23 protein-coding genes and 2 pseudogenes are annotated in these 25,758 nt (G+C 58.2%); 13 read left to right on the top strand and 12 right to left on the bottom strand.

The genetic code is table 11. The features are described from left to right. Nucleotides 1–77: 77 nt before the first annotated feature. The 5 genes from traC to AGR2A_RS28210 all read left to right on the top strand — a co-directional run bounded on the left by traC (nt 78) and on the right by AGR2A_RS28210 (nt 5,945). Nucleotides 78–350 (top strand): conjugal transfer protein TraC, encoded by a 273-nt coding sequence (gene traC, locus AGR2A_RS28230; RefSeq protein ID WP_003501743.1) that lies wholly within the window; start codon nt 78–80, stop codon nt 348–350. Nucleotides 351–354: 4 nt separating this feature from the next. Beyond that, the gene (gene traD / locus AGR2A_RS28225; protein WP_080823884.1) at nt 355–567 is read left to right on the top strand and encodes a type IV conjugative transfer system coupling protein TraD; all 213 of its coding nucleotides are present in this window, start codon (nt 355–357) and stop codon (nt 565–567) included. Then, complete coding sequence (traG, locus tag AGR2A_RS28220; protein ID WP_080823883.1) at nt 557–2,518, top strand: Ti-type conjugative transfer system protein TraG; 1,962 nt, start codon at nt 557–559, stop codon at nt 2,516–2,518. The genes traD and traG overlap by 11 nt, the downstream gene beginning before the upstream one ends. 44 nt (nt 2,519–2,562) lie before the next feature. Beyond that, nucleotides 2,563–2,982, top strand: a complete 420-nt coding sequence (locus tag AGR2A_RS28215) for a thermonuclease family protein (protein ID WP_234899600.1) — start codon at nt 2,563–2,565, stop codon at nt 2,980–2,982. Nucleotides 2,983–3,080: 98 nt separating this feature from the next. Continuing rightward, nucleotides 3,081–5,945 (top strand): SEC-C metal-binding domain-containing protein, encoded by a 2,865-nt coding sequence (locus AGR2A_RS28210; protein ID WP_080823881.1) that lies wholly within the window; start codon nt 3,081–3,083, stop codon nt 5,943–5,945. A gap of 14 nt (nt 5,946–5,959) precedes the next feature. On the opposite strand, the gene AGR2A_RS28205 is transcribed toward AGR2A_RS28210, so the two are convergent. Beyond that, a complete protein-coding gene (locus tag AGR2A_RS28205; protein WP_080823880.1) occupies nt 5,960–7,057 on the bottom strand; it encodes a DUF3800 domain-containing protein in 1,098 nt (365 codons plus the stop codon). A 245-nt stretch (nt 7,058–7,302) separates the two neighbouring features. Here AGR2A_RS28205 and AGR2A_RS28200 point away from each other — a divergent pair, with 245 nt between their 5' ends. After that, nucleotides 7,303–7,560, top strand: a complete 258-nt coding sequence (locus AGR2A_RS28200; protein WP_080823879.1) for a WGR domain-containing protein — start codon at nt 7,303–7,305, stop codon at nt 7,558–7,560. A gap of 118 nt (nt 7,561–7,678) precedes the next feature. Here the strand turns inward: AGR2A_RS28200 and AGR2A_RS28195 are convergent, their stop codons facing one another. Continuing rightward, a complete protein-coding gene (locus AGR2A_RS28195; protein WP_080823878.1) occupies nt 7,679–8,434 on the bottom strand; it encodes a dienelactone hydrolase family protein in 756 nt (251 codons plus the stop codon). A gap of 543 nt (nt 8,435–8,977) precedes the next feature. Here AGR2A_RS28195 and AGR2A_RS28190 point away from each other — a divergent pair. From AGR2A_RS28190 to AGR2A_RS28165, 6 genes are all read left to right on the top strand, one after another. Then, nucleotides 8,978–9,643: a GntR family transcriptional regulator gene (locus AGR2A_RS28190; protein WP_167378264.1), complete on the top strand. Its 666-nt coding sequence runs from the start codon at nt 8,978–8,980 to the stop codon at nt 9,641–9,643. A 108-nt stretch (nt 9,644–9,751) separates the two neighbouring features. Continuing rightward, nucleotides 9,752–10,354: a glycine-rich domain-containing protein gene (locus tag AGR2A_RS28185; RefSeq protein ID WP_080823876.1), complete on the top strand. Its 603-nt coding sequence runs from the start codon at nt 9,752–9,754 to the stop codon at nt 10,352–10,354. A 37-nt stretch (nt 10,355–10,391) separates the two neighbouring features. Beyond that, the gene (locus AGR2A_RS28180) at nt 10,392–10,988 is read left to right on the top strand and encodes a glycine-rich domain-containing protein (RefSeq protein WP_080823875.1); all 597 of its coding nucleotides are present in this window, start codon (nt 10,392–10,394) and stop codon (nt 10,986–10,988) included. Between the two features lie 69 nt (nt 10,989–11,057). Beyond that, the gene (locus tag AGR2A_RS28175; protein ID WP_092938665.1) at nt 11,058–12,380 is read left to right on the top strand and encodes a glycosyltransferase; all 1,323 of its coding nucleotides are present in this window, start codon (nt 11,058–11,060) and stop codon (nt 12,378–12,380) included. Then, entirely contained in the window at nt 12,325–14,097 is a 1,773-nt protein-coding gene (locus AGR2A_RS28170) for an ABC transporter ATP-binding protein (RefSeq protein ID WP_137040031.1), read from the top strand. The genes AGR2A_RS28175 and AGR2A_RS28170 overlap by 56 nt, the downstream gene beginning before the upstream one ends. Then, nucleotides 14,094–14,465 (top strand): recombinase family protein, encoded by a 372-nt coding sequence (locus AGR2A_RS28165; protein ID WP_137040062.1) that lies wholly within the window; start codon nt 14,094–14,096, stop codon nt 14,463–14,465. Before AGR2A_RS28170 ends, AGR2A_RS28165 begins: the two co-directional genes overlap by 4 nt. Before the next feature lie 79 nt (nt 14,466–14,544). Here AGR2A_RS28165 and AGR2A_RS28160 read toward each other — a convergent pair whose 3' ends face one another. Beyond that, complete coding sequence (locus AGR2A_RS28160; RefSeq protein WP_003501768.1) at nt 14,545–14,856, bottom strand: DUF736 domain-containing protein; 312 nt, start codon at nt 14,854–14,856, stop codon at nt 14,545–14,547. A 618-nt stretch (nt 14,857–15,474) separates the two neighbouring features. Here AGR2A_RS28160 and AGR2A_RS28150 point away from each other — a divergent pair. Further along, nucleotides 15,475–15,960, top strand: coding sequence for an NUDIX hydrolase (locus tag AGR2A_RS28150; RefSeq protein WP_080823872.1), 486 nt, complete (start codon nt 15,475–15,477; stop codon nt 15,958–15,960). Nucleotides 15,961–15,971: 11 nt separating this feature from the next. Here AGR2A_RS28150 and AGR2A_RS29845 read toward each other — a convergent pair whose 3' ends face one another. From AGR2A_RS29845 to AGR2A_RS28095, 9 genes and pseudogenes are all read right to left on the bottom strand, one after another. Next, nucleotides 15,972–16,145, bottom strand: a complete 174-nt coding sequence (locus tag AGR2A_RS29845; RefSeq protein ID WP_167378263.1) for a hypothetical protein — start codon at nt 16,143–16,145, stop codon at nt 15,972–15,974. A 455-nt stretch (nt 16,146–16,600) separates the two neighbouring features. Continuing rightward, nucleotides 16,601–16,912, bottom strand: coding sequence for a DUF736 domain-containing protein (locus tag AGR2A_RS28145; RefSeq protein ID WP_003501768.1), 312 nt, complete (start codon nt 16,910–16,912; stop codon nt 16,601–16,603). 645 nt (nt 16,913–17,557) lie between these two features. Beyond that, nucleotides 17,558–17,860: pseudogene (locus AGR2A_RS28140) on the bottom strand (zincin-like metallopeptidase domain-containing protein); the annotation flags it as partial. Nucleotides 17,861–17,969: 109 nt separating this feature from the next. Next, nucleotides 17,970–18,959, bottom strand: a complete 990-nt coding sequence (locus tag AGR2A_RS28135) for a tyrosine-type recombinase/integrase (RefSeq protein ID WP_080823871.1) — start codon at nt 18,957–18,959, stop codon at nt 17,970–17,972. Further along, on the bottom strand, nt 18,956–19,897 hold the full coding sequence (locus AGR2A_RS28130) for a tyrosine-type recombinase/integrase (RefSeq protein ID WP_080823870.1): 942 nt from the start codon (nt 19,895–19,897) through the stop codon (nt 18,956–18,958). The genes AGR2A_RS28135 and AGR2A_RS28130 overlap by 4 nt, the downstream gene beginning before the upstream one ends. Beyond that, nucleotides 19,897–21,105: a tyrosine-type recombinase/integrase gene (locus AGR2A_RS28125; RefSeq protein ID WP_080823869.1), complete on the bottom strand. Its 1,209-nt coding sequence runs from the start codon at nt 21,103–21,105 to the stop codon at nt 19,897–19,899. The genes AGR2A_RS28130 and AGR2A_RS28125 overlap by 1 nt, the downstream gene beginning before the upstream one ends. Before the next feature lie 114 nt (nt 21,106–21,219). After that, nucleotides 21,220–21,849: pseudogene (locus tag AGR2A_RS28120) on the bottom strand (ArdC family protein); the annotation flags it as partial. Nucleotides 21,850–22,150: 301 nt separating this feature from the next. Further along, nucleotides 22,151–22,738 carry a hypothetical protein gene (locus AGR2A_RS28115; RefSeq protein WP_003501782.1) on the bottom strand — a complete coding sequence of 196 codons (588 nt, stop codon included), beginning with the start codon at nt 22,736–22,738 and terminating at the stop codon, nt 22,151–22,153. Nucleotides 22,739–23,923: 1,185 nt separating this feature from the next. After that, the gene (locus AGR2A_RS28095) at nt 23,924–25,648 is read right to left on the bottom strand and encodes a ParB/RepB/Spo0J family partition protein (protein ID WP_080823867.1); all 1,725 of its coding nucleotides are present in this window, start codon (nt 25,646–25,648) and stop codon (nt 23,924–23,926) included. Nucleotides 25,649–25,758: the final 110 nt, after the last annotated feature.

Here is a 25,758-nt window from a genome sequence, read left to right as displayed (position 1 = left end):
TGCACCTTTCCAGCGGAAGAAGACTTGGTGCAGGCTTCGGCCTCATCAGACCAGCAGTTGAGAGGAAGCGAACGCCTATGAAAAAGCCTACAGCGAAAATCCGTGAAGAAATCGCGCGCCTGCAGGAGCAGCTCAAGCTGGCAGAAACGCGCGACGCCGAACGCATCGGCCGTATCGCCTTGCGCGCGGGCCTTGGCGAGATCGAGGTCGAGGAGGGGGAGCTTGTTGCAGCGCTCGAAGAGGTAGCGGCGCGGTTTCGGCGCGAGACGAAATCCGCTCACGGGCGAAAAGGTCCCGCCACGCCGCCGAACGGCACTGGCGATGCTGCGGGCCAGTCTTCTGAGGGCTGAACGGATGCAGCGGATGACCACAGTCGAAGCCCGAAAAAAAGACGCGCGGGAGAAGATCGAGCTTGGCGGACTGATCGTCAAGGCGGGCTTGCGATACGAGAAGAGAGCGCTTCTGCTTGGCCTGTTGATCGACGCTGGCCAACGGATCAAGGCGGACGAGGGGGAGCGGTCTCGCCTGACGGAGATCGGAGCAAAGGCTTTCACTGATGACGCCTAAAAAGATCTTCCTCGCCGCCGCTCCCGCCGTCGCGATGCTTGCTGTTGTCTTCGCAGTACCAGGTATCGAGCACTGGGTTGCGGGTTTCGGCACGACCAGCGAGGGGCAGGTAATGCTTGGCCGGATCGGACTTGCGCTACCTTATGCGCTCGCGGCTGCTTGCGGTGTCATCTTCTTGTTCGGAGCGAGGGGATCGATCGACATCAGGACCGCAGGATGGAGCGTGGCCACCGGGGGGCTGGGCGTCGTTCTTGTCGGGGCGTTCAGGGAGGGAGCGCGGCTGCTGAGCTTTGCAAGTCAGGTGCCCGCAGGACAGTCAGCGATGTCCTATGCGGACCCGTCGACAGTCCTGGGCGGGGGGCTTGCGATCCTCGCAACATTCTTTGCGCTGCGCGTCGTCAGAATGGGGAACGCCGCTTTTGCGCGGAGCGAACCGAAGCGCATTCGGGGGAGACGCGCGCTCCATGGGGAGGCTGACTGGATGTCGATGCAGGAAGCGGAAAAACTGCTTCCTGAAACGGGTGGCATCGTCATCGGCGAACGATATCGCGTTGACCGCGATAGTCCGGCCGCCGTCTCTTTCCGTGCGGCCGAGCCGGCCACCTGGGGCAGAGGCGGGTCGGCGCCTCTTCTGTGCTTCGACGGTTCCTTTGGTTCGTCGCACGGGATCGTGTTTGCCGGGTCTGGTGGCTTCAAGACCACTTCGGTGACTGTGCCGACCGCGCTCAAATGGGGCGGCTCACTTGTCGTGCTCGACCCGTCGAACGAGGTGGCGCCGATGGTCATGGATCACCGGCGCAAGTCAGGTCGGCGCGTGATCGTGCTCGACCCGAAGATTGCCGGTTCCGGATTCAACGCACTTGATTGGATCGGCCGCCACGGCGGCACCCGGGAAGAGGATATTGCGGCTGTCGCATCCTGGATCATGAGTGATAGCGGCCGCGCGACAGGTGTTCGCGATGATTTTTTCCGTGCATCCGGTCTCCAACTGTTGACGGCGATGATCGCCGACGTCTGCCTCTCCGGTCATACGGATGAAAAGGACCAGACATTGCGGCAGGTCAGAGCCAACCTGTCCGAGCCGGAGCCGAAGCTGCGTGCCCGGCTGCAGGAGATTTACGACAATTCCGCCTCCGACTTCGTGAAGGAGAATGTCGCGGCATTCGTGAACATGACACCTGAAACCTTCTCTGGCGTTTATGCGAACGCGATCAAAGAGACGCACTGGCTGAGCTACACGAATTTCGGCGCGTTAGTGTCCGGCTCCAACTTTTCAACCGATGCTCTGGCGAACGGCGATACGGACGTCTTCATAAACATCGACCTCAAGACCTTGGAGACGCATGCCGGCCTGGCACGCGTTGTGATCGGCTCGTTCCTCAACGCTATCTACAACCGCAATGGTGCTATGAAGAGCCGAACATTGTTCCTCCTTGATGAGGCCGCAAGGCTCGGCTACATGCGGGTGCTTGAAACGGCCCGCGATGCCGGCCGGAAATACGGTATCACCCTCACCATGATCTACCAGTCGATTGGCCAGCTGCGCGAAACATATGGCGGACGCGATGCGTCAAGCAAGTGGTTCGAGAGCGCCAGCTGGATCTCGTTTGCAGCGATCAACGACCCCGAGACGGCCGATTACATTTCGCGTCGCTGCGGCACGACCACGGTCGAGATTGACCAGGTCAGCCGCAGTTTTCAGTCGCGCGGCTCATCGCGGACGCGTTCGAAGCAACTCGCATCACGGCCTCTCATCCAGCCGCACGAGGTCTTGAGAATGCGCGCCGACGAGCAGATCGTATTCACTGCCGGCAATGCGCCATTGCGGTGCGGTCGGGCGATCTGGTTTCGGCGGAACGATATGAAAACCTGTGTAATGCAAAACCCTTTCCATCGTCCGGCTGCTTTGCCGCATGGGGTGTTCGATCAACGCCAGGCAGATCAAGAGTAATGACCAGGAACGTAACCAATGCTGTGTTCGCGGTTACCTTGGCGATGATCTTCGGAACGATCGCCGCGCGGGGTGAAGCGCAGACGCGCTCTTCAGACAGCATGTCTGCCACCTTCACGATTTGCGGAGAAGGGCGACGCGTGAGCTGCGTGGTCGACGGAGATACGTTCTGGTTTCAGCGCCAGAAAATCAGGATCGCGGATATCGACGCGCCTGAACTGAGCCCGCCCCGTTGCCCTTACGAACGGGAGAATGGTGAAGCAGCCAAGCAGCGTCTTCTATCACTTCTCAATCAAGGCAGTTTTTCATTAGCGACGGTAGACCGGGATGAGGATCAATACGGACGAAGACTTCGCCTTGTCACAAGGGCAGGACGGTCCATCGGCGATATCTTGATCGATGAAGGCCTAGCCCGCCCATGGGGAGGGCCGCGGCAAAGCTGGTGCGAGCGAACCGAAGGTTAAAGTCGGTCGCCCCATTTGGCCCTTGGCGATAGTCCTGCTGTCCGAGACCCGGCATATGCGCTACTGGTTTGAGGCGGCGTGGCAACGGGGGGAAGCACATGACGAAACGTAATGGAGAAACGGGCCCAACTGTTGTCGACGCGGTCCAGCTCGGCCGCATCGAAGCGACGCATCGCGGTTTTTTGTATCAGCATCTTTATGTTGCAGCGGTTCTTCTGCGCGCCGCCGAGTTCAAGGTTTCGTCTGTGCTGGTCGAGAGCGATGAGGATCTGGAGATCCTGTCCGACACAGGCCACATCTATGTGCAAGTTAAGCTCCGCGCGGATATCCTGGGCTGGTCGGATATTTCGGATGCGATGGATCGCTTTGCTTCCTATCGTGCCCTGCATGAGGACGGCACGCGCGCCGGATCCGCGCGTTTTGTCATTGCAAGCAGCGCACCACCGCGACCTTCGCTGATCGAACAGATGAACGACCCGGGCTGGCCAGCTGATGTCACGATCGAGTGGCCGGACGGGCGATCCCGGTCCGACAATGTGCTCCCCTGGCCAAGGCCGAATGTGATCGACATGGCCGACCATGTCAGAGCCTTGGCCGAACGGCTGCCATTTGCGGTTCTGACACCTGACACGCTGATGTGGAAGCTTGCCGGAGTCGTCACGCTCGCAGCGGCAGGCCAGCCACCAAGAACCGATCACCAGTTCCGCTCCACCGAGCTGCCGAAACTCTTCGAGCAGTTGGTGATCCAGCTTCAGGACTTTCCAGCCCCTCCGAGCCCATACCGCGAGCAGGAAGACGAGCCATCTCTGACGGGGCATGGACCGATCAGAATGATTACGGGATATTCCGGTTCGGGCAAAACATCGTGGGCAGCGAATGCGGCCCTGCATACGGCAGGCACATTCATCTATTTCGACGCGCAGGACATTCCAGGGGGAGGCCTGGCTGCGGGGCTTGCACGAGAAGTTGCCGCCCGAATCTATCAGGAGAGCGGAGGCCTGGGTGAGGTGCTTCTGCCCGGCGCGTCCGGCGCGGAGATCCTTCAGTCGATCGGAAGGGAGCAGACAGCCGACGAGCCCGTCACGATCGTTTTTGACAATGCACACAAGCCGCCGGCGGCTGATGTGGCGGCATGCATTCGCGCGGCAAAGGGGTTCGGTTTTGTTCTTCTTGGCCAGCCCGGCCGGAACACACAGGAACTCGCCGCGCTCCTTCAGATCGGCGAAGAAACGCTTGTAGGTTGGTCGGTGGATACGATCGCGGCGGAAGCTGCATCAAATTCGTGTGTCGCAGATCCGGCATCCTGCCAGATGCTGCTCGACCAGACTGGAGGACTGCCGCTCTACATTCAGAACGCCGTCGAGATCGCGAGAACAGAACATGCGGGATCGCTCGCAGAATTCTGCAACAAGCTGGCAGGTCTTGTCCACACAGTCGAGACGGCGCAAGAATTCATTCTTGCTCACGTAATCGACGCTCTTCCAGAGACGGCAGGCCGTCTGCTGGCAATTCTCAGCCTGAGCGACATTGCATTGTCCCGTGACGAGGTTGCGGCTTACGCCAACGCCGTGTTCGGCACGAACCCGACAGAACTTGCCGCCAGCCTCCGGCGCCTGCGGACAGCAGGTTTGGTGCAGACGTTCGGAAGTGATGCGCTCAAGGCCCACGATGCGGCGAGACTCGTGGGCCGTAGCCGGCTCCAGGAACTGGGCGATGTCAAAGCTCACACCGCCCGCGTGGCGCTTAAGGATGTTCTCGCAGGTTCGATCCGGAAGCGATGGGAATACAGAAAGGTCGCACTTTACATCCGGATGCTGGGCGAGGCGGGCGAGATAAAGACGCTCGTGCAGTTCGGAACCGATGAAGTCTTTCACGAAATGGGCTTGTGGCCAATCATCGAGCCGCATCTGATGGCAGCGGCATTCGCTGACGATGTTGACGCTGAGTCCAGGTTCTGGGCACTGGATGGCATCGTTTTCAACGAAATGCGCAAACACACAGGCAACCCTCGAAAACACATAGACGAGATGAAGCGCCTGACTGAGCAGTTCGAGCTTGGTGGTGACGAGCGCTTGGCTGTGGGAATGAAGGAAATGACACTTCTTGCGCAGGAGGGAGATGCGGAAGGCGCGAAAAGATTGATGAACAGCGTGCGGGCTGGCCTTCGAAACACACCCGCCCACAGCCGGATCTTTCGTTACAACGTCGCATCTTCAATGTTCTTTCTGGGCGAATACGACGTTGCAGAATCTCAGATCCTGCAGGTTATGGACGAATATTTCAAACTGCTGGGCATCAGGCCGGAGACGGTTGTCGGTCTCAACCCTCCGCAGCTATATCCCCTCCTGACCAAGACGCCTACTGTCGAGGACGACATCAAGCACCTCGCCGACTGCCTGGATCTTCTGGCAAAAATCAAGACGGCGCAGGGTCAGATCTCGCCCTTCGCTCGCCTGCACGCCATAAAATTTTATGCGATGGCGAACTCGCCCGAATCGTTGATCCGGGTCGGCCAGGACCTCGTCGACGAGTTTATGAACAGACATGACTATATTGGTGCGCGTGAGATAATTGAAACAAATCTTCTGCCCAATTTGCTGGAACTGAAACTCGCAAGCTACATGATTCCGGTTCGCTCGCACTACGCGGTTGTGCTCGCCTATTGTGGCGACTTTCCCCGGGCCGACTTGGAAATGGAGAGACTGGCGCCGTACGAAGCCGGTCTCTCCCCACAAGGACGGGCCGAACTCACCGAGCAACGGCGCATTATCGCGCAGTTAAAGCGCTTCGGGCCTCCGCCCCAGCTGCAGCTTCCCGATAATCTCCAGCAGCGCATGGCGGCCTTTCGAGACTCCATCACCAACAATGCCCCGCAAGGCCAACGGACGCGAATTGGCCGAAACGAGCCTTGCCCCTGTGGTTCAGGAAAGAAATACAAGAAATGCCATGGAGGTGGCGGATAGTCCGCGCATCCATGCTAGGGAAACAGCAGGTCCGACTTCGCCATATCCGTCAGACTCATAACGCGGTGTGCCAACGCCCTGTTCTCCGCTGCTGCGCGCGCGAGATGAGCGCCAAGTTTTGCGAGGTTCGACTTTTGCCGTTCATCGAGAGCAGTCACATCATTTCGGATCTTGGCCGTGTCGGTGAGAACGAGATAATTGAAGAATTTTCCCAGCAGACCGGCGGTGATATCCGACAGTTGTATCATGGGCTCAAGCTTGGAATCGGAAAATCGAAACGTAATATTGGAAGGAAGAGGGAACGACTGAAACTTCTCGCGCACCACCTCTTCTACATCGAGGACATGGTCGGACTTTCCCAGGATCGTCAGGCGATGACGGAAGAAGATGTCAAAACCTTCGATGAGAACATGTCCGTCTTCCGGCGTGCCTTCGATGAATGGAAACTCGTCGCCTTCGGCAGCTGCTTCAAAAAGACCATCCAGCATCTGACCATAAACAGGATGGAGATGGCGAGCCTGTCGCTGAAGGATTGTTCTCAGGGCTTCGTAAAATCGCGGTCCTTCCTTCGGATCGATGGCCGGGTAATTGAAGGCTCGAAACAGTGACAGCGTGGTGTTGAAGTCGCGGCGGAGCGCGATGTTCAACATATCCTTCAATGGCGGGAGGACGGGAGCCAAGTCGAACCGGTCCGCTGCCGAAATCGCGCTGTCGACGATATCGACGATCGACCAGTAGAGTTGGTCGAGGCATTGGTAGTGGATGAAGAGGCCTTTTGCCTCAATCCAGTCGAGAAAGTCACCAAGACGTTGGGAGCGCAAGACCTGAATGAAGTCCCCCTTGGCCACGTGGGTGAGCTTGATCTCTGCGGTCGTCGGTTGCAGGTAGAGAACACGCCTTAACTCCTCAATGTCCGGTACGGCAACGCCGCCGGGGATTGCCACACCCGCCAGCACGAAACAGCCAGGATCTTTGACATTCAAGCCGTTCGCGGTGAAATGCAGCTTTCGATGATTGTTGGTCTCATCATAATAGAGCGTGTAGACGACATCGGCCCGTTCCAGGCCGTGCATGCGAATTTCCAGATCGCGAAGATCGTCTACGTCTGTCATTCCGTCAAAACCCCTGTTGCCCGCCGAGCTTGGCGGTCGGCTGCTAGTTTGGCAAGTGCTTTGCACTCGGCGAGAGGATCGTCACCCGAATGGGCGAGACCGCTTGCGGCTTCGGGCCGCAATGCGGCTAGAGCCGTGCGCCCGCGGCGTCTCGCCCAGATCACGTCAACGAAATGAATCACTTGCGCTCTTTCGATTCAAAACTCTCATTGGACGCGAAGTGAAGAATTTCGGATTCTGCGATCATGATCACGCAGCCCTATCGTCTTCATATTGAACGCGTCGACGCCACGAAAAACATGGCGCGGTACTATACGCTGGAAATTACGACGACATTGTTTGGAGAGGCGTGCCTGGTACGCTCGTGGGGGCGCATCGGAAAAAATGGGCAGAGTAAGAAGCACCATTTCGACCGGGAAGAAGACGCCGTCGACCTCTTCCTCGCCCTTGCCCGGCAAAAACGTGCAAGGGGTTATCGACTACGCCACCGTCTGGAAGACTGACTTCCTATAGCTGGCGCCCGCACGCCTTGGTCACAAGCTCCGACTTTTTTGTCTGAGTTTTCCGACGGAAATTTCCTTAGTGATTTAACGCCTAGGATTTCCTCGCGGACCTTAGGGATTATCGCGACAAATGCGACAGCAGAAAATGGGCCGCGCGCTGGTGAGCTGCGCTAGCGTTCCGGGTTCCCGATCTCAAGAAAAAGTCGTGCGCGCCGCCCTCATAAACGTCAAGCGTAACTGGCCCGCCAAGCTGCTGCGCCGACCTTTGCAGCTCCCGGCCGATCGACACGGGAAAAGTCTGGTCGGCGTTGCCCCAAATCAAAAGGAGGGGCGGCAATGAGCGGACAGGCTGCGAATAGCCATTCGGGAAACCGCCATCGACCAGCACCAGAGCGTCAATGTCGCTTCGCCCGGCCGAAGCCGCAGAAGCAATTTGCGCGCCAAGGGAGATTCCAAGAACGCCGATCTTACCGCCGTGGCGCGATTGCCCCTCAAGATGGGCGGCTACACCTTGAACGGCGGAAATCCAGTCCGGCAACCGCTGCGCATAATAGGCGATGCGCCCTCGCGCGCTGCCCGCTTTCGCGATGGCGTCGACGTCGGTCGGAGACAGGACATGAACCAAGTAGGGATTCAAGCCCGCCGCCCGGAACGTCTGGCCGATCTCGTCATAAACGGGTGCTCCAAACCCTCTGCTGCCGCTCAAGATCAGAACGGCCGGGCAGATTGCGCTCGCGCAACCTCCGACGCTCTCGACCAGAACCGCGCCGCTGGCTGTCGGCACAGTGAATTGCTGTCGAGTTGTTTGAGCGTTGGCCCCGACTGGAAGAAGTGAAAGGGCCAGGGCCGCGATAATAATGTTGAATGGACGCATGAACCTGTCTTGTGTGCAATCGCCGCAAAATCCTCGTTTTGAGCGACATTTGTTTTAGTGCTATTGCAAGTCGCAGAATAGGTAGATTTGCAACAACAGCAATCGGTAGGTCAGCCCAAGTCGGCCTCGGAAAATGATAATCAGCGTCGCAACTCCCGATCGGCGAACGTCCTCGGAGCTCCAGAAGGTCACCGCGTGTCAGAGGTCGAAACACTACCATTCCATCCCGCTACCGCAACGAATGGCGATCCCGCAACGTAACAAGATTGCAATTTCGAGAGCGTGAATCAAACAAAAGAGATGGAACCGTAGCTCCTTGTATGTTGATGCGAGACCCCAACGGAACGAAATGGTGAGAAGCATCGTGCTCTCATCGCATCGGCTGAAAAATAACGCTAAAGTTTAGGCAGCTATCCCGACACAAACAAGGAATTGAATTTCAGCGTAGTTCGGCATATAAATCTTGTGTCCAGCTCCCATATTGTGAGCTTCGACCATCGCTGAACGCTCTTTGCAATCCTTGGACCTGGAAAGGGGATCGGGTTGAATAGCGCTGACCATCATGTGTATCTCTCCATTAGAGAGCAAATCTTCGATGGCAGACTTCCAGCAAACTCGTTCATCCACATTCAGAGCTTAGCCACATTCCATAAAGTTAGCGCGCTTCCAGTCAGAGAAGCGTTAATCCGTCTCTCGGCGGAAGACCTGGTGGAATACAACAGATCGAGAGGCTTTATGCCCTCCCTGATTAGCTTGAATACGCTGGTCGACAGTTATGACATAATTTACCACATCTATCAGCTCAATTTGAGAATAAATATAGCAACGAAGCCGGCAGACAATCTACCCGATGATGAAATTATCATGAGCATCGCCGAAGACGAAAACATTACGGCTAGATCTGTTGATGAAGCTTTGGAGCTTTTTGCGTCTCGACTGCTGAGGGAGCACTTCTATGGTTGCTTTCTTAGAGAGCTGAGGCGCACCCGGCCCTTTCGATTCCAAACTTTTCAACTGAGGGACGATATCGCTTTGATCGCGGAATATATCCGCGACATGAAGGCGATGGTTATAAATCGCGAGTACGCAAAGATATACAGAACAAACAGAGATTTTCAAAGGGCCAATATTTCCAAACTGAAAGATAGATACCACTTATTTGTAGAAAACACCCGGAAGAGCCAAGTATATAATACAATTATATCATGATTATATTTGTTTAATTTCATTAAAATATAGGGATGGCGCTTCTTCCTCTGAGAATCGTGTGTCAAAATCTCCTAGCCACTGAAAAGGTCAGTGAAAAGGAGGAAAGATATGACCCAGACGCAAATCCCGGGCGAGCAGGCTGTTGCCATGCCACCCCCATCAACCGTTACCTCCCCGGAGAAAGTCAGTTCCGGAGCAATCGCCAGCGGCCATGCACAGGTTGTTCCCGGTTACGTCGAAGATGCAAGGCGGCGCGCCGAAATGGCAGATCGCTTCACGCTCGAACCGATCCTCGCCCGCTATTGCAAGGAAGAAGGGCTTTCGATGGAGATCGCGAAGGATCATCGACGCGAAATGTTGCGCTTTCTCGCGCTTTGCGGGACAGCGACACAGCACGGCAAATTCTACGGGATGACCGGCGCTGTCGACGAACTTTGGCATACCTTCGTCATCTTCACCCGTGAATATGCTGCTTTCTGCGATGCCGTGGCGGGGAGGTTCCTGCATCACGTGCCGGAGGTCGAGGGCCAGATGTCCGCAAACACCTTCGAGCATTACCTCGCCTTCCTCGCCGACTACGAGGCGGTGTTCAATGAGCCGGCTCCTGCCGCCTACTGGCCGCGGCCCGAGGGCGATCCAGAGTCGGTCGCCTGTAAGGGTTGCAGCGCCTGCAGTAGCTGCGGTGGCGGAGGCTCCTGCACCGTACACTGACGACCCCATCGAGTTGAACAAATTAGGAGATGAAACGATGCTTCAAGAAGCGATCGAAGACCGCAATGCTGTCGCCAGCGCCCCGGCTGGAATGCAACCTGCTGACGCCGATGCGGCGACAAAGCAAACAGTCGGATATGCTTCAACCATCCCCGACTTTATCAAAGACGCTCGTCGGCGGACCAAAGTTGCCGAGAGCTTCGCTCTTGAGCCGATCCTTGCTCGCTATTGCAAGGAAGAAGGGCTTTCGATGGAGATCGCGAAGGATCATCGACGCGAAATGTTGCGCTTTCTCGCGCTTTGCGGGACAGCGACACAGCACGGTAAATTCTACGGAATGACCGGCGCAGTCGACGAACTGTGGCATACCTTCGTCATCTTCACTCGAGAATATGCCGCTTTCTGCGATGCCGTGGCGGGCCGGTTCCTGCACCATGTGCCGGAGGTCGAAGGCCAGATGTCAGAAGGAACCTTCGAGCACTACCTCGCCTTTCTTACTGACTACGAGGAGGTGTTCAACGAGCCGGCTCCTGCCGCCTACTGGCCGCGGCCCGACGGCGACCCGGAATCGGTAGCCTGCAGAGGGTGCAGCGGTTGCAATAGTTGCTCCGGCCAGAGCTGCACCGTCCATTAATCGCCGATGCATTCGCCGAAAGTCCACCTCGGGCGGATAGCCGAGGTGGATCGGCTGAGGAGGTTTCAAATGCATGTTCTTCTTTTTGGAAAAATTCCACCCATTCAAGGGGGAGTTTCTCGCAGCACGTGGCTAGCCGCCTGTGACTTTCTGGACGCCGGACACTCCATCGACGTCATCACCAATGCGGAGGCGATGGAATATGGGTTTCGCCAGATGACAATGGAAGCTGACGACGAGATAGAAGTCTTTCAGCAGCGAGGCGGCACAATTCATAATGTCGAGAGCATTCCAACCCAATCATATATCCCCTGGGCGCCTCCGTTTTTAACCCAGATGCTTGGTGCGGGCCTTGAAAGCATCAAGCGCAAAGTCCCTGATATAATCATCGGCTGGTACTTCGAACCTTACGGCGTCGCGGCATCATTGCTCGGAAGGATGTATAATGTCCCGGTAGTTCTGCGGCATGCAGGTAGCGATCTGGGCCGACTGCGGAATGTCTCAACCCTGGGCATCGCATATGATGCATTTCTATCGGAGGCCGCGGCCGTGATAACGGGAAAGAGCGCCCAAACCGAGACTATTTTGAAACAAGCCGGCGTCAGGGACGATGCCGTATTCAGGGCCAAGGGTAGGGCCCTGCACAGATCGTTTTGCGATCCTTCACAAGTTTTCGACTTGCCCGAGCTCGTCGCCCGGTCGGAGGAGTGGTTCTCGAATTACGGCTTCGATGACGACACCTATCAAAAGCTGATCGCATGGAATCGCGCAGGCCTGGAAAGTGATGACCCTGCGATCGGCTCATATGGGAAAATCGCGGAAGTTAAAGGCACTTACAACCTCATCGACGCAATCGACGCTCTCGCAAGCAAGGGGATCAAGGTATCTTATCGGGCATTATGGAGCGCGACGCCAAAGAGGTTCGCCCATGCGTTCAAATATCTGTCCGAAAGACAGAACATGCGAGGCCGCTCCATTGTCTTGCCGCCAGTAGCTCCATGGCGGGTGCCAGGATTTATCCGGTCGTGCTCGGCGGTGGCGTTTCTGGAAAATCGTTTCCCAATAACATTTCACACTCCACAAGTCCCGCGCGAGGTAATAGCCTGCGGATCCCCCTTAATCCTCAGTGGGGAAATCTATGAGAAGGTGTATTTTGGAAGCCAACTCGTGGATCGGGTCAACGTCCTGAAGATCGATGATCCGCAAGACGTCGCGCAATTGGAAAAAGGAATCGCCGATCTGATCGCGAGCTCCGAATTGCGGCAGTGCCTGATCCATCACAGCAAGGCGCTTTCGCGGGTCCTTGAAGCGCGAGCCCCCATTGGAGATCCTATCGTTGAAATTGCTGAAGGATTGGTTGGCAATGAATATCGCTCAGCGGCCGTCGGCTAGTTTATCAGGCTTCGATGAATCTCCAGGGCAAGTCGATCAGAAAGCGGCGGCCAAGGCATTGTTGCGTTCCATTGTGGCGCTTCAAAGCAGCCGAACGATATTCGTGTTCCTGTTTCTGAGCATTGTGCTTTCTTTCCTTGCTAGCGTCCTGCTGGCGATCTCGCCGGTTCTTTTTTCAAAAGCCGTTGACGCGCTCTCGTCGGAAAGCACGGTAACTTCGGGAGCGTTGATTTTTGTCCTGCTCTCCCTAATCGCGCTCGGCATCTCCAAATTCCTTACCGAGCAGCGCTGGCTCATCTATCAGCCCGCCGAGAACCGAATACTAAATTCGGTCCGTGAAACCTACCTTCAGCATTTGCTGAATCTTCCGGTCAGCTTTCATGTCAACCGCTCGATGGGGCGACTTGATTCAATTGTCGGCCAAGGTCTGGCCGGGATTCAAACACTCAGCGGAATGGTGTTTACCCAGCTTTCTCCGCTAATATTTGAAATCCTCATCACATCGGCCGCTGTCTTCACATTTGTTGATGCTGACATATCCGCAATAATCCTCGCTACGATTGTGTTCTACGTTCTCACACTTGTCATTGGTGCCGAATGGGCGAGCAGACGACTAAAAATGGCGTTGAATGTCTCGATTGAGGCCCAAGGCGCGGCCGGCGATGCAATATTGAACGCCGAAGGGATAAAGACACTTGTCATCGAAGATGAGATCGTCAGATCATATCGCGAACGATTGCATGATGTTCATCTGCGCTTCCGAAAATTCTACTTCAGTCGCGGCTTTCTTGGCATCACCCTATCTGCCGTTCTGCTTTGTGGATTTGCTGCCGCCCTGTGGCTGTCAGCTACGCGGGCTGTATTAGGCGAGTTGTCCGTCGGCGCTCTCGTCCTGACGAACACCTACATATTGCAGCTTTTCCGAACGATGGAAGGATTTAGTTTTTCGTACCGTGACACCAGGCAGTCCTTTGAATCTGTTAAACGGTTTCTGGAAGTTTTTGCTGAGGATAGGGATGCGGATCAGCGTTCTCTCGGTCCAGTTGATGCTCTCTCGGCGATTGACATCGACAAAGTGAGCTACAAATATCCTGATGGTCGATGGGCGCTCCGTAATGCCAGCTTGCGGGTCGAAAAAGGCAAGATTACTGCTTTGCTTGGGAAATCTGGCAGCGGAAAATCAACGCTAGTCCGTCTCGTTTTGAAGTCGTTGCCCCTAAGCGAAGGCAATATCCGCGCCAATGGCGTGGATATCAACGAGCTCAACGGTCTTGAACTTCGTCGAAAGATCGCCGTCGTCCCGCAGGATGCGGTAATGTTTCGCGAAAGCCTTGGTTTCAATATCAGCCTTTCGTCCAACCCCGATCAGAGGAAGATGGAAGCAGCCGTCAGAGCAGCCGAAATTGCCGATCTTGTTTTGGGCCTCCCTGATGGTTACGACACCGAAATAGGGGAGCGGGGTTTCAAACTATCAGGCGGCGAACGCCAACGGCTGGCGATAGCAAGAGCGATTTATCGCGACGCGGACATACTCATTTTTGACGAAGCCACCTCTGCACTGGACGAAAGAACGAAGGCTGAGATTTTGAACTTGATCAGGTCGCTGTCCGTCAGCCGGGGGATATTGCTGATAACCCATGATCAGGCGGTGGCGGCAATAGCCGACACCATAGTGGCGCTTGATCGTGAGAAGGATCAAAACAGCCTGCCGACCTGACGCGATCTCTCAATGATCCGCGTAAGTTATGCTCGCGTCAGCTCGAGCGCCTCAAGGCAGCGGGTTGCGAAATTATTCAATCCGAAACAGTCTTTGGCGCATTGCGAGACGGGCGCACTGAACTGGAAACCGTTCTCCAGTTTCTCCGCACGGGTGACGAGCTTGTCGTTTTACGTCTCGACATCCTCGGGCGATCAACGCGCGACGTGCTCAATCGGCTCCACGAACTGGACTGCAAGGGTGCGTCACTGCGGGTTCTTGAGCCGCAAGTCTCAACGGCCGGAGATGGCGGACAGCTCGTTATCACGATCCTTGGCATGGTCGCGGATATGGAGCTGCGGTTCATGAAGGATCGGCAACGACGTTGAAAGGAGCGGGCTCGACGCCCTTTACCGGCTTTCTCAAGGCGACCGGTTGGCCCCGCCCTGGCGGCGGGGCCTGCAGGTCTCAGTCGCGGTTCGGGCGGGACCAGATCAGCTGGTAGCCATCCTCACCTTCCACCTCGCTCAGCGTGGCGTAGATCGGGGCGGGGAAGCTCGGATCGTCGAGCTTGACCGAGAGGTAGTCGCGGTCGCTCTCGCTGGAGCGCTTCTGCCAGGCGGCGCCGAGTTCAACGGAGCCGGCGAAGATGCGGAACTGCGGGCCTTTGTCCGAGGGGTTCTCGATGCGGGCGATGCGAGCCTTGACGTTGAGAGCGAGGGTGCGGATCGAACCGGTGAAACCGTTTTCGGTGGAGGTGAAGGTGCCGATGGTAGCCATTGTCATATTCCTTTTTTGCTGTTTCGGGCCGCTCCATTGCGGCCTCGATGGCAGTCGCAAAGGCCGGGGACGATCGGACCGCACCCAAAGGGCCGGAACAGCGTGGAGGGGGGCGCGGAGACACTTTCTTGTTTCGCGAGGAATGGCGGCGTGAGCCGGCAGGGGATGAAAGTTTTGCAGAGCCGTTGCGGGATCAAGAGCGAGGCGAAGCCGTTCTCCGGTCAGACCTGCCCCATCGAGCCCGCCTATGGAGCCCCTCCCAAACGGAGAAGGGATATGACGATGGCGAACCGCACAGTGCAATCCCCAGCAAATGGCTCCGGCGGGTTGCAGCATCTGCCAGAGCTACTGTGAAGTTTTGCACACTCGTTGCAGACCATCGGCCAGGCTCTGCTTGCAACAATCGTCGTGTCATAAAGTTGCCAGTGACCGGCCGCCTGGAGCAAAAAGCATCAGCATGCCGTCCGTCTTCGTTGGGATCAGATGCCCGTTGATGCAGTCGCTTACGTCAGTTTCCCCGCTCGATCTGGAAGTATCACGCATTTGAACAAGATGATTATTGGCGAAGCCGCGGTGTTGTTTTATTAGCGGATTGCTCGCATCTTCAGGAGACCGTGAATGACTGATATCCCCATCCGTTGTTTTGCCGTCTCGGTTGTCGTTCTCCGTGTAGTCAACGACGAAACGAAGGTCTTGTTACTTCGTCGAAACCACACTTTGATTGGAGAGTGGTGTCAGGTAGCTGGCGCCATAGAGAGCGGCGAAAAAGCCTGGGAGGCAGCCCTCAGAGAAGTGAGGGAAGAGACGGGCTTGATCTGCGACAGCCTCTATTCGGCTGATATCTGCGAGCAATTCTATGAAGCTGATCGCGACGCTATATGTATGCTGCCTGTTTTTGTTGGGTTCGCGAACGGCGAAGCGCCCGTTGTTCTCAATGAGGAACATAGCGAATTTTGCTGGGTGCCATTTGAAACTGCGATCAGCCTGGTGCCTTTCGCAGGGCAGCGTCACGTTCTAAGACATATCCAAGCCGAGTTCGCTGAAAAACAGCCGCTTCGGCATCTTCTTATCGATATGTTGCCGCCGGCCCAGCCTGAGACATGATATAGCCGACCTCATTCGAGGTCAGCGAGATAGAGTGCGATGTCGCGAGCAAACTGCTCATCCTCAGCTTGCGCCTGAGCGATCAGGGCGGCGAGTTCGGCCTCCGCCATCGCGCGTTCGGTCTTGGTGAAATAGCAGCTCCGAAGCTCGGCGCGCAGTTCGTTGATTTGATCGAGAGTAGTCATGTTGATCGTCTCCTTTTTGATGACGTCAACGGGGCGACGTGCGCACGAAGCCCGGGTCAAGGAGCGCGAAGCGACCGCCAGCGGCGGCGAGTGGGGTGCCGGTTTTGTCGGAGCGCAGGGAACCGGAGCGGAGGCAAAATCGGGGGCCCACGCTGTCCTTTAGGCGGGCTGAGAAGCCGTAAAGTAGGACGGCAGAAAGAAGAGAACCCGCGTCACGACCAGGGACGCGACCGTACTCCGTAAGGCGCTGTCTTCTGGTGATGTCGATAACAGTAAGTACCTCCTCGATACTTTGGAGGTTTTACAGTTATTCTCGAAACCCTCACGGCACGGGCAACTCCCGCTTTGGTTTCCAGACCTTCGGAAACGGCGTTGAAAGGAGCGGGCTGGACGCCCTTTACCGGCTTTCTCAAGGCGACCGGTTGGCCCCGCCCTGGCGGCGGGGCCTGCAGGTCTCAGTCGCGGTTCGGGCGGGACCAGATCAGCTGGTAGCCATCCTCACCTTCCACCTCGCTCAGCGTGGCGTAGATCGGGGCGGGGAAGCTCGGATCGTCGAGCTTGACCGAGAGGTAGTCGCGGTCGCTCTCGCTGGAGCGCTTCTGCCAGGCGGCGCCGAGTTCAACGGAGCCGGCGAAGATGCGGAACTGCGGGCCTTTGTCCGAGGGGTTCTCGATGCGGGCGATGCGAGCCTTGACGTTGAGAGCGAGGGTGCGGATCGAACCGGTGAAACCGTTTTCGGTGGAGGTGAAGGTGCCGATGGTAGCCATTGTCATATTCCTTTTTTGCTGTTTCGGGCCGCTCCATTGCGGCCTCGATGGCAGTCGCAAAGGCCAGGGACGATCGGACCGCACCCAAAGGGCCGGAACAGCGTGGAGGGCGGCGCGGAGACACTTTCTTGTTTCGCGAGGAATGGCGGCGTGAGCCGGCAGGGGATGAAAGTTTTGCAGAGCCGTTGCGGGATCAAGAGCGAGGCGAAGCCGTTCTCCGGTCAGACCTGCCCCATCGAGCCCGCCTATGGAGCCCCTTCCAAACGGGAAAAGGAATATGACGATGGCGAACCGCCATAATGCAAATCCCCAGCAAATGGCCCGGCGGGTTGCAGCCTCTGCAAAAGCCACCGTAAAGACTTGCACACTCGTTGCAGACCATCGGCCAGGCTCCGCTTGCAACAATCGTCCTGTCGCAGAGGTGCCTGTGACCTGCCGCCTGGAGCAAAAGCATCAGGATGCCGTCCGTCTATCGTGGGGATCAAGCAATCCCGTAGGCCGAAACCCGACACCCGGCAAACGTCGTTTTTGGGGAAGCTGGTTTTGAGGATTGCCGAGGATTATCTGGCTGAGGCGAACCCGATGATTGAGCCGGCCACCGCTGAGCGAGGCGACCGGCCTTGACGCCATCCGAGGCGGAAACCTTCAGGCCACCTTCCGAGCCTCCTCCTCCACGGGCTGCAGCCCGTGGAGAAAAGTTGCCGCGCGCTGCGCATGCGCCGCCGCTTGGAAGATTGCCCGTGTGTCGTTTGCCAATACGTCGAGCCATGACTGAAGGTAGGAGGCATGGTCGGGCCGCGGCTCGAGTTCCGGTACGATCCCCAGATCGGCACATAAAAAGCAGCTGCCGAGTTCGGCGATCAACTCTTCCCGGGCTCGCTCGCTCTTGTCCCTGGCGTAGCGTGAGAGATCGCGGCCGATGCGATGGGCAGGAGCGGTCCAGTGGATCTTATGCCGATATCGGCATAAAACGCATAATGCCGCGATCCGGATTATGCCGCATGGCCTCTTTTGGAGGCCTGTTGCCTGTTTTCGGCCATGCGGCTGTTCGGAATAATCAGAGCCCTTCCAGGAAGGCGAGCAGGTTATCGTCTGGCCGGAACCGCCCCGAAGGCGTTGCCGGGGCCGCGACGCGGGCAAGCGCCTTTTCCTTCATTCGCATGTCGGCATGGATGTAGATCTGGGTGGTCTCGACGTTTTCGTGACCAAGCCAGAGCGCGATGACCGCAGGATCGACGCCGTGATGGAGCAGGTCCATCGCCGTACTGTGGCGCAGCGTATGCGGCGTAACCCGCTTGCAGCCAATGCTGGGGCACGTGCGTGATGCCGTCAGGCAATGTTTGCGCACGAGATGCTCAAGGGCATCGTGGCTCAGCGGCTCCCCTCTGATCGATGGGAATAGCGGCCTGCCCTTGTCACCGTCCCCGATCCAAACGGCCAGGAGCTTGGCCGTTTCACGGCGAAGCGGGGTGGCGCGCTCCTTCCTGCCCTTTCCCATGCAGCGGATATGAGCGCCGGATCCGAGTACCACGTCAGCACACTTGAGACCGACCAGCTCGGAGGCCCTGAGCCCGGTTTGTACCGCGAGTAACAGCAGGGCATGGTCGCGTCGCCCCGCCCATGTCTGCCGGTCAGGCGCTGCCAGCAAGGCAGCGATTTCGTTGGTGTCGAGGAACGTCACCTCGCGCCGCACGTAGCGCTTGTTGGGCATGGCGAGGATCCGCTGACATTGTAGCAGCCAAGTCGGGTCGCTCATCGCGACATAGCGGAAGAAGGATCTGATCGCGGCGAGCCTGGTGTTTCTGCTGCGTGCGCTGTTGCCTCGGGCAGTCTCAGTATAGACGAGGAAGTCGGCAACCAGATCGGCGTCGATATCTTCGATCGTCAACTTGACCGGCGGCTTGCTGTGTCGTGCACTTGCGTACCGCAACAAAAGTCGGAACGTATCCCGGTAGCCGGCAATCGTATGGGGGCTCGCTTCCATCTGGATGCGGAGCCGGTCAGTGAAGAAGCGCTGGATTAACGAAGGCAAGGTAGCAACACTCATCGACCTGCCTCCTCGTCGTCGGATGTCGCTCGCGCCATTGCCAGACCGAGCAATTCGGGCACTGCTTCCAGATACCAGTACGTGTTGGCAGGGCTGCCGTGACCGAGATAGGTAGTCAGCCGGATCATCTCGCGTGCCGGGTCTTTGCCGGTGCGGTACCAAAAGATCATCGTCTTCACAGCGAAGCTGTGGCGAAGATCGTGAATGCGCGGTCCCCGTCCATGTTTGCAGTGTGGTTGATGGGTTCTGAGGCCGGCGTCCTGACATGCCCGCGCAAAGTTGTATCGGGCCCCGCAGTCGGTGAGCCGTGAAGCTTTGTCGGTGACGAACAGCGCCGCGACAGGATGGCCGATCAGCCGGTCCCGTTCGGCAAGATAGTCGATCAGGTGCGTGACGACGCTGAGATGGAGCGGTAGCAAGCGCTCTTTGCCAAGCTTGCCCTGCCGTACCCGCAGCACGCGGTTCAATGTGTCGATGTCATCCCGGTCAAGCGCCAACGCCTCGCTGATACGAAGACCAGTAACCGCGATGAGCCCGAACAGAGTGGAGCAGGTCAGGCCTCGCAGACCGTAGATCGACGGCAGTTCTTTCGCGGCCGCGATGATTGTTCTGATTTCATCGTCGCTGTAAATGTGTGGACGCGACCGTCGGATCGAGCTTGGTAGCAGCCCTTGTGGGGGCACCTCATGAGCTGGATCGAAGCTGCTCAGCCATTGTGCGAACAGACGCACAACAGTCAGCCTGGCCCCTCTGGTCGAGGAGCAGGCCTCAGCCAGCGTGCCGTGCCAACGCAGGAACAACGCCGTGTCGACATGTGTGGCGCCCTCGCGGTCAGCGAAGCGGGTGAAGCGACGAAGGATGCGAGCAGCGGTACCAAGATCATAGCCCAGGCTGCGCCTGACACTCAGATAGCGGTCGAGTTGGATGGTGAGGCTCATCACACACCTCCCCCCACTGGCCAAGGCTGTGCGATCGATCGCAGGCCTTCAATGTCGATGCGTGCATAGATCATCGTCGATGTTCGTGATCGGTGTCGCAACACGTCGCCGATTTCATCCAGCGAAGCCCCCGTGTTCACCAATTGGGTCGCAAGACTATGGCGGAGCAGGTGCGATCCCACATAGGGTGTCACCGGCTTCTGGCCGGTTGCCTTCAATGCCTCCTTGAGGACGTTATTGACGATCTGGCTATCTTTGAACGGTCGATGCGGGGCGCGATGGGTGACAAACATCGTGCGGCACGTCGCAGGGCCTCTCTCTTCACGAAGATAGCGGCTCAGCGCATCGCCGACCTCCATCGTGATCGGTAACCGGTCGTGTAGTTTGCCCTTGCCGCGCACCATGAGTTCGCCGGCGCGCCAATCGATGTCGTCGAGTTGGATTGCCATGACCTCGACTGCTCTCAACCCGAGCCGGGCCATGAGCAGCAGCATCGCATAGTCCCGTGCGCCGTGCCTTGGATTGTCGCGCACATTAGCCAGGACCGCTTCGACGCCATCCGGCGACAGATGTCGTGGCAGTCGCGGACTCCAGGACTTTGCAGTTTTCGGTACGCTCAGCGCCAGATTGGTCGACGTAGCTCCACATGCAAACAGATATTGGAGGAAATTCCGAACATGCGTACCAATCGTTTTGTCGCGGCGCGCGCTCGCCAGGACATGCTCCACGAACCCGATCGCATCGGCGGGACGCAAGCAACCGATATCGATCGTCGTTTCTCCGAAGCGGTAGTCGAGGAAACGGTTGGCGAAGCGCAGCGAGTGATAGATCGTCCGCTGGCTGAGGCCTCGTTGTTTAACGAGATAGGTTTCGAACCTTGCCAACAAGTCGGCGCGCGCGATCTGCGCTTGGGTTGGCGCCGTGGGCTCTACCACGCCGATGTCGATCAGATGCTGGGCAAACCGATGTGCGAGTTTGTGAGGGCGGACACTCTGGTAATACCTCCGCGGCAACGTCCGTCCCAGCCGATCGGCCATGTCAAGCGTGAGTTTTGAAAGCTTTACCCCTTCCGCATCCATCACCTGGCCAAGCCTTCGAATGATCGACCGGTACTCTTTGATGGTCGGCGCCTTGTAATCGGCGGCAACGAGCCGCTGGATAAACGAGTCCAGGTAGGGCTCGACGCAGGTGTTCAGAATCGCAGGCATCTTTCGTGCTCCTTGTTGTTGGAGCCACGAAGATTATGCCGAACGCCATTGACGCGATCACCCTGCAGGCCGCGGGTTCTCAAAGAGATGCGGCATAATCCGGATCGCGGCATTATGCGTCGCTTCATGGCTAAGCGTCGCGTAGTAGCTCGCGGCGTCCTTGAACGTTTCGATTGGTGGCATCTGGATCATATCCAGTCCGGGAGCGTAAAACGCCTGGCCGCCACCATGGCGAATAACTGCGCCTGTATTTCGAAAGAAGCGATCCGCCTGCTCGATCCGCTCGACCGGATGCTGAACCGGCGCCTGTGGGCGATAGTAATGGTCGGCAAGGCCATCGATCTGCTCGATATTGAAAACCGAATAGGCCTTGAGAAAAGGAATTTCCCGATCAATCTCGCCACCTTTACCATCCGGCTCCGATTTGGTGAAGCGGCTGGCGAACACGACCGTCGATCCGGTTTCGCCCTTTCGCACCGCTGCCCCGAGCTCGAGTGCCTGTTTGAAGGTCATCCACATCGGTGATGTGAAACCACGCGACATCTGTTCCGACCACAGAAGGAGCACGTTCATGCCGGAATAGGGCTGTCCATTGTGGCGCAGCGGGCGGGTGACCCGCCCATGGGTATGCCCCGCATTCCACGGCTTCATCCAGGGGCGGACGCCAATTGCAAGCTCCTCGATGATCCGATCGGTGATACGCGCATAAATATCAGCGCGGTGGCTTTCGGTCTTTCTGCTCATTTCTTTTCTCCACGTCATGGGAGCCGCGCCAATCGCGGCCGTCCGCGGCGGCCAGGAGCAGGAGCCCATGAGCCGGCTGAAGGCACCGGAACGGCCGAAACAGCGTGGAGGACGGCAAAGCCGTTGCCTGTGGCTTTCGGCTCCTGCAGGTGAGACGGCGGGGACGGGCCGCAACGGCCCGATCACCAACACCTTGATTCCCTTCTTCTGCCCGCGGTGTCCGCAAACGGAAAAGGCCGGCCCACGGGGCCGGCCAGCCCGAGATGGCGAAACAGGCGGGGCGAACCCCGCCCAAGCGGTATCAGTCGAAGGCCGACATCTGAACTTCGGCGGCCTTGCGGTCTATCGAATGGCCGGGATTTTCGACTGGACGATCGAACGGCTTCCAGGTCTCGCCTACGGTCTTTTTGTAGGCAGCGACGGCACCCTCGGCAGCCATTCGAAGAGCATGGGATTGGATACCCATGTCTGCTGCGAATTCCCGCTTTCTGTGGGCGGCGCTGTCATAGCCGACGGGTCCATCGAGATCCTCGTCGCGGACATCGTTTGCTGCCTTGGCTGTAGCGTCGCGCGCGTCGGTGACGGCTTTGCTGTAGAATTGTCCGGCTCCGTGCGCCGAGCCGACAAAGGCGCCGACGATACGCTGGAGGTGGATCTGCATGGCTCTTTCGCCAAGGCCTTCGCTAAGAGCTTCTGCCGTCTCGCAGATGAGGTGCTCGTGGAGATCGCGGATCCCGTCGCTGTCGACCATCGCGGTGCCAAAGCTCTCGGCAATCTTGAGTGCCTGGGCGCTGTCCGGGCATGTCAGCCGGACCATTTCGAGGGTAGCGCCTTTCCGGAGCTGGAGGACGCGGCCGGATTGGCGAGGGTTGCTTGCGGGTTTTGCCATATTCTTTCCTTTCGGTTCCGAAGTGGTTCCGGCCCCGTGCCGGCTTGCCCTTCGGTGCGGTCGACCCGAACCGGCGGAAGGCGGACGCTTCCAGGTCCGGGCCAGGCGAAGACAAGCGGAACCGATCTGCGGGTCAGCAGGGCATATGCCCTCGCGCCGCCCGCGGGTCTGTTTTGCGAAGGATGACGGGCCCGGCCGCTCCGCGGCGCGACAGCGGCCTTGAAGCGGCCGGCCGCTGGTTCAGACCGCAGCAAAAACGAAGGGCAAGCCGGCACGGGTTCAGAACCGAACGGGCTCAAAGGACCGCCGGCCAAGCACGGGCCTGTTCTCGCCAATCCGGCTGCGATCACCATGTGATGTCTTTAGCACCTTCACACTTGTCCGCGCATTCTACCGGCCCCATTCGATAGCAATGGAGCCAGATCGGGCCATGCGTGTTTCGAAACCGCGCAGGATCCCGCTTTCGTCATAAGGTGCACCATCCGTCGAGACATGGTTCACGAAGCTCTTCCAGCGTCGGCCGTGTTTAGCGGCACAGGCTTGGAACGCTGCCTCTTGCTCGGTCGTCAATGGCAATCTTTTGCGCCAGACTGTCACCACCTGCACAAATGCCGTCGCGCTCGGCGATCATCCGCCTGAGCTCCGCGACGCCAGCGTCAAGGCAGGCTTGCGCTGAGGACGAAACCGGCGCCAGAATAGTGTTCGAGCGACCGGCGACGATCGGATCCCAGGCCGCTTCTCCGGTTCGCTGGTCGTGCGCATGACGTCAATCCCTGCACCGTCGGTTGAGTGCCGAGCGATGGTCGTTGCTCGGAAGCGCCGCTATCGCCGCATCGAGCCGCGCGCCTTTCTCGTGGGGGCATCGATTTCCAGCTGGCGTGCAGCAGTTAGCCCGGCAAGACTGTGCCGATACCGTTTGGGCAAGGCTCGCCATTGGGGGCGCCATGGCGGCAGCCGGTCTGGCGCCGTGCAAATTGCGGTAAAATCACCGTCTTCTGACGAGCGATCTGCCGGTCGATCAAATCAAGCTGTCTTTGAGTTTGCCGCAGTGCGCCTGCCTTCCTGGCACTTGTGATTCATTTGAAGGCGCGAACACGAATTTCTCCGGGTCTTCGCGGGGGTACAGCGCATTCCGCCGCCAGGGTCCCCAGCGGCGGAATGCGAATGCGGCGGAAAAGAAGACGCCTATTCGGCGGCGACGCCATAGGCGGTTTCGTGACCATCCAGAGTGTCGGCGTCGCCATCAAGGTCGCCCGGCGCCGTTTCGGTTTCTTCGCCGGTATTGGCTTCGCCGTCAACGAGATCGCCGTCGTCTGTCTCCGCGAGGTCGCTCTGTTCCCGGTGGCGCAAGAGATCCGCAACCTCCTTCGGTTCCGGCACGAACAAGGCCGAGGGATGGACGAAGACCGCATCGCCTGCGAAGTGGTCGACGAGTGCCGCCCGCGTCTCGCGCACACGGGCGGCGGGCTGTATGCCGACCTTCTTGGCCGCTGTTTCGAGTGCCTCACGCGACAAGCATATGAGGAATTCCTCCATGCCCATATCCGCAAGGTACGCGTCCGCCCCGACCGCATCGCCTGCTATCTGCGAAACCACACCGCTGTTCGACATGCCGCGGCGGCAGGACAATACATCAATCAGTGCAGCGCGTGCTGCAACACGGACCGTGTCCATGTCGAACAACAAACGCCCGTCGTCGGTAATGAGGCGAGCGGCGTGGCGGCCGAACCGCGCACCCCCATGGAGGGCGCCACCTGAGCCGGAGTCGATGCGGACGTTTTGGGCGGCAAAGGCAAGGACGAGCAAGGCCATCAACATATCATCCTCGATCGGTGCACGCGCAAGCGCGTCGTGAAGGGCATCAGTGCGGAAATCGCCAATCATGTCCTGGCCCTTTTGGGTCACATCGGGGCGCGCCTTGGCGGTTGCCCCAACTGCGCCCTGACCGTCACCCGCGATCGTCGTTTCGTCCTTGAGAGCCTTCGGTTCGGGCATCCGATAGTGGACGGTCTGCACCTTGCCATCACGGTCGAGGTAGAGGCCGGCAAGGTCACCCTTGCCCGGCTTGCCGTAGACACGTTCTGCTTTTTTCGGAAGCTCAGGCTGACCCCAGTTGTTTACCTCAACAATAGAACCCTTTTTCGGAAGATTGGTCGTCATCCATTCCTGCTGGGCGCCAAGGAACGCCTCGACGTTCGTCGTGAAGCGGTTGTCCTGGTCGGCCGGTCCGAAGAGGTCATCAGCCCACTCGATGCCATAGGCTTGACGAAGATCGTCGCCGAAGCTCGCATCGCGAGCATACATGCGGGTCTTCGACAGGCCGTTAGCGATTTGCCACCAGGACGCCGTCTCGCCCTTTTTCGGCTTGTTCGCCTTCCAGACTTCCTTTTGCTCATCGAGCGACGCGGCCGCGATCGTACGCAATTGCGGCTCGTTGGGCATGTCACCCTTAACCATCTGGTCCAGCATCGCCGGCAGGACGTTGGCGAGCAGGCGCAATTTGCGGATCTGACGAACAGGGAGGGCGAGGGCGACGGCAATCGCTTCTTCGGTCCACCCGAGTGCAACCAGCCGCTCGACGCCGCGCCATTGGTCAACCGGGTTCAACGGCTCGCGGGCAATGTTCTCGACCATCGAGCGCATGGCGCCGTTGTCGTTGGCTGCGTCCTGCACGATAACCTCGATTTCATCGAGACCCGCAGCAATCGCGGCTTGCACGCGGCGGTGCCCCGCCTGGATGATATAGCCATTGCCGCCATCCACCTGCGGCGAGACCACCGGTGGCTGGATGATGCCGACGGCTTTCACCGTGGCCAGCAGCAGAGCGTCGGCCTGAGGGGAGGACTTGGTCTGTCGAGCGTCGTCGGTATTCCCATTCAGCCCACGCGGATCGATTTTGATGATTTCCATTGAAGCATTCCTTTTCCGGGTGGAGCGACCCTTTGCCGCTCCTTCCTGTCTTCCTCTTTCTCGAAGACATCTCCCGGACCGCGGGTCGGACGACGCGGTGCAATTGCGGC

It is taken from the genome of Agrobacterium genomosp. 2 str. CFBP 5494 (assembly GCF_900013495.1).
Taxonomy (GTDB): domain Bacteria; phylum Pseudomonadota; class Alphaproteobacteria; order Rhizobiales; family Rhizobiaceae; genus Agrobacterium; species Agrobacterium pusense.
Note: the sequence above shows the minus strand (reverse complement) of the source record. Positions and strands in the feature narration are given on the sequence as shown.